General features: G+C 63.3%; 2 protein-coding genes and 2 pseudogenes. All 4 read right to left on the reverse strand.

Going from position 1 to position 4,333, the window contains the following annotated elements; translation table 11 throughout:
• Positions 1-219 precede the first annotated feature (219 nt).
• The 4 genes and pseudogenes from gudD to BVER_RS27975 all read right to left on the reverse strand — a co-directional run bounded on the left by gudD (position 220) and on the right by BVER_RS27975 (position 3,927).
• Positions 220-1,566 carry a glucarate dehydratase gene (gene gudD, locus BVER_RS27965; RefSeq protein ID WP_050456019.1) on the reverse strand — a complete coding sequence of 449 codons (1,347 nt, stop codon included), beginning with the start codon at positions 1,564-1,566 and terminating at the stop codon, positions 220-222.
• A 336-nt stretch (positions 1,567-1,902) separates the two neighbouring features.
• A pseudogene (locus tag BVER_RS34785) lies at positions 1,903-2,253 on the reverse strand (lactonase family protein); the annotation flags it as partial.
• The gene (locus tag BVER_RS34790; protein WP_232316881.1) at positions 2,220-2,681 is read right to left on the reverse strand and encodes a lactonase family protein; all 462 of its coding nucleotides are present in this window, start codon (positions 2,679-2,681) and stop codon (positions 2,220-2,222) included. The pseudogene BVER_RS34785 and the gene BVER_RS34790, both read right to left, overlap by 34 nt.
• A gap of 17 nt (positions 2,682-2,698) precedes the next feature.
• Positions 2,699-3,927 (reverse strand): annotated as a pseudogene (locus BVER_RS27975) (MFS transporter).
• Positions 3,928-4,333: the final 406 nt, after the last annotated feature.

A 4,333-nucleotide genomic window follows, 5' to 3' on the forward strand; every position in this document is an offset into this window, starting at 1 on the left:
CAAAAGATGAGATGTAAACACATTTCTTCAAATGTGAACAGAGCCTAGTGCTGTGCCGGGACCGGCCAAGAAGGTGCTTAGGATCGGACAAGTGGCTTTCTTTGGTTACATTCTTTGCCGCCGCAAAAAAAGTGACCCCTCCGCCGGGGAGGCGGCTACTGAAAAAAACGCACGACAACAGAAGTCAGCACCACTCCCCCAAGCGCTAGCAAACAAGAATCACCGTACCAAACAAGGCTTCTTATTATCAAACTTCCAATTAGAAATCAGATACTGCATAGCCACACCATCATCCCGCGCGCCGAGCCCATGCTGTTGATAGAGTGCGTGAGCCTTCTCCACCTCGTCCATATCAAGCTCGACGCCAAGTCCGGCCGCTTCAGGAACCCGAACCTTCCCGCCAACGATCTTCAACGGATCGCGCGTCAAGCGCTGCCCGTCCTGCCAGATCCAGTGCGTATCGATCGCCGTGATCTTGCCCGGCGCGGCAGCCGCCACATGCGTGAACATCGCCAGCGACACATCGAAGTGATTGTTCGAGTGCGAGCCCCACGTCAGACCCCAGTCGTTACACATCTGCGCGACGCGCACCGAACCCTGCATCGTCCAGAAATGCGGATCGGCGAGCGGAATATCGACCGATTGAAGCTGGATCGCGTGGCCCATCTGACGCCAGTCGGTCGCGATCATGTTGGTGGCCGTCGGCAGACCCGTCGCGCGACGGAACTCGGCCATCACTTCGCGGCCCGAGTAGCCGTTTTCCGCGCCGCACGGATCTTCCGCGTAGGCCAGCACATCGTGCTGATCGCGGCACAGACGCACCGCTTCGGCCAATGACCACGCGCCGTTCGGATCGAGCGTCACGCGTGCGTTCGGGAAGCGCTCGGCCAGTGCCGTCACCGCTTCGATTTCGGCGTCGCCGGCGAGCACGCCGCCCTTCAGCTTGAAATCGTTGAAGCCGTAACGCGCCTGCGCCGCTTCGGCCAGTCGCACGACCGCTTCCGGCGTCAGCGCGACTTCGGTGCGCACGCGCTCCCAATCGTCGCGGCCGTCTTCGCCCGATGCATACGGCAGATCGGTCTTGTTGCGATCGCCGATATAGAACAGATAGCCGAGCATTTCCACTTCGTCGCGTTGCTGGCCTTCGCCGAGCAGCGCCGCGACCGGCACGCCGAGATGCTTGCCGAGCAGATCGAGCAGCGCCGCTTCGAGCGCCGTCACCGCGTGAATGGTCGTGCGCAGATCGAAGGTCTGCAAACCGCGTCCGCCCGAATCGCGATCGGCGAAGGCGGTGCGAACCTTGTTCAGGATCGCCTGCAGATTGCCGATCGACAGGCCGACGACATACGCGCGCGCATCGTCGATGGTCTTGCGGATCGCCTCGCCGCCCGGCACTTCGCCGACGCCCGTATTGCCCGCGCTGTCGGTCAGGATCACGATGTTGCGCGTGAAGAACGGGCCGTGCGCGCCCGACAGGTTCATCAGCATGCTGTCACGGCCGGCGACGGGAACGACGCGCAGTTCGGTGACTTTAGGGGTGGCGTTGGGTTGGGCGATGTTGGACATGAGCGTGATCCGGTGATTTGGAAAGATTAAGCGCGCGCGACAATCTCCACCCAGTTCGCGCCGTGGCCGCCTTCGCATCGCGAAAGCAGGCTGAGCGCGCCGGTGTCGGCGTCGATGGCGTAAGCGGAAATGTGCGTCGACTTCTCGCCGCACGCGATAAGAAAGCGCCCCGTCGCGTCGATGCGGAAGCCGCGCGGCTGGGCTTCGGTATCGGCGATGCCGGCATAAACGAGCGCGCCGTCGTCCTGCACGCGATACGCGATCAGACGGCTCGACGTGCGCTCGGAAGGAGACGTACACGAAGCGTCCGTCCGGCGTGACCTGCATGTCGGCGGCCCAGATCAGCGTCGCGAGCACCTTGGGATCGATCTGCTCGGCGCTCGCGGAACTCGGACGCGCGCGGCCCGGTTGCAGCGGCGCGAGCACGGCGGGCTGATCGGACACGCGCATCGCGCCGAGCTTGCCGGTCTGCGCATCGCAGGAGAAGGCGGCAACCTTCGCCGTGAACTCGCTGACGACGTACAGCGTGCGCGCGTCCGGCGAAAAACGCAGATGGCGCGGGCCGAAGTTCTTTTCGACCGCGACGATATCGAGCGGATGCAGCGCGCCGTCGCGCAATTCGAAGCAGTGGATCGTGTCCGCGCCGAGCGAGGTCACGTAGGCGAAGCGTCCATCGGGCGTCGACATCGCGCAATGCGCGTTCTGGATGCCATCGACGAATTGCAGTGCGCCGCCCTCGCACGCCGCGATGCGCGCGGCATCGTAAAGACTCGCGACTCGCGCGATGCTCGCCGTACGACGCGCCGATCAGATAGCGGCCGCTTGCATCGGCGGACAGATACGCCAGATTCGATTCGATCGGCGCGGCCGCGTGACGCGTCAACGCACCGCTCGCGGCGTCGTATGCATACGTGACGATGCTCGCCTGCGCGCCGCGCGCCGCGCGTCGCCGCGTAGAGCGTGCGGCCGTCGGGCGACCAGGTGAGCGGCATCACGTTGGTGTCGGCGGGAATGCGCGATTCCGCTTCGAGCTTGCCGCCGGCGGCATCGAAACGAAAAGCGCCGATCTCGACGTCAGCCGCGTTGGAAACGAATACCGAATAAGTTTGAGTCATGTCGAGGTCCGTGATCTTCAGTGCGCGTTGCGCGGCGCGGGATGTCCGCCGGGCGCGTCGTCGCCGCGCTTGATGCGCGTGAGAAAACCCGCCGCTGCCGCGATCAGCGACGCGATACCGAGCGCATACAAGCCGCCCGACACCGAGCCGGTGTGCTGCTGAAGATACCCGAAAGTCGCGGGCGCGAAGAATCCGCCCAGATTGCCCACCGAATTGATCAGCGCGATCACGCCCGCCGCGACGCGCGCATCGAGATAACCCTGCGGAATCGGCCAGAACAGCGACGCCGCCGCCTTGAAGCCGATCGCCGAAAAACAGATCGCGACGAAGGACATCACCAGATTGCCCGTCGTCGATGCGAACAGCCCGCATGCGGCGATCACGAGCGCCGTCGCCATCCACGCCTGCTGGTTGCGAAAGCGCGCGGAGAGCATCGCGATCAGCCAGGGAATCGCGTTGAAGAGGCGAGGCCGACCTGGAAATCCGTCAGGCCGCCCATCTTGCGGATGATGGTCGGCAGCCAGAAGGTGGCGGCGTAGATCGTCAGCTGGATCGCGAAGTAGAGAAAGCAGAACAGCAGAATCTGCGGATCTTTCAACAGCTTGAGCACGGGCACATGACGGCCGCCGCTCGCGGCTTCGCGTTCGGCCTGCTCGTTGGCGATGGCCGTCGACAGCGCCGTGCGTTCGGCTGACGTCAGCCAGTGCGCGTCGGCGATGCGCGATTTCAGCAGCATCCAGCTCACGCCGCACAGGAACACCGAAAACGCGCCTTCGATGATGAACATCCACTGCCAGCCTTTCAGCCCGAGGCCGGTGATCGACAGCAAACTGCCGGTGATCGGACCCGACAGCACCGACGCGAACGCCGAGCCGCCAAGAAACACCGCGATCGCCTTGCCGCGTTCCTTCTGCGGCAGCCATTGCGTGAAATAGAACACCACGCCCGGAAAGAAGCCCGCTTCCGCCACGCCGAGCAGAAAGCGCAGCACGTAGAACGAGGTGTCGTTCCACACGAAGGCCATCGCCGCCGCGACGATGCCCCACGTGCCCATGATCCGCGTCAGCCACGCGCGCGCGCCGTACTTCTGCATCAGCACGTTCGACGGCACTTCGAACAGCGCATAGCCGATAAAAAACAGCCCGCTGCCCAGCCCGTACGCCGCGGCGCCGATGCCCAGATCCGTCTGCATATGCGAATTCATGAAGCCGACGTTCACGCGATCGATGTAATTCGCGATGAACATGATCAGGAACAAGGGCAGCACATGCCGCTTGACCTTCGAGCTGGCCGATTCGAGCAGGTCGTCGGACGAGTTGATGGCGGTGGATCTCAAGGTGTCTCCAGGATCGGCGAGCGCCGATTCGAACGTTACGCTACGTTGTCTGACGACATTGTATGATTGCGCAACCATCGCGCCAATCGGGTGTTTACCCTTTGATGCCCCAAAGCCTTATTGCGCGGGCGTTTGGCATAATTTCCGTTCACTGAAAACGACTTCCGGCGAGTCATCCGATAACCCAAGAAATCGGCATAGGGGCGGCCAGCAAGCTGGCCGGTCCCCTGCCACACCACCCTGCCACACCACCCGGCGTGCGGGTCCGCACCGGGCGGTTCGGGAAGTTGAGGTTATGTGAGGCGAGGCATGCCAA

The sequence above is a fragment of the Candidatus Burkholderia verschuerenii genome (assembly GCF_001189365.1).
In the GTDB taxonomy this organism is placed as follows: domain Bacteria; phylum Pseudomonadota; class Gammaproteobacteria; order Burkholderiales; family Burkholderiaceae; genus Caballeronia; species Caballeronia verschuerenii.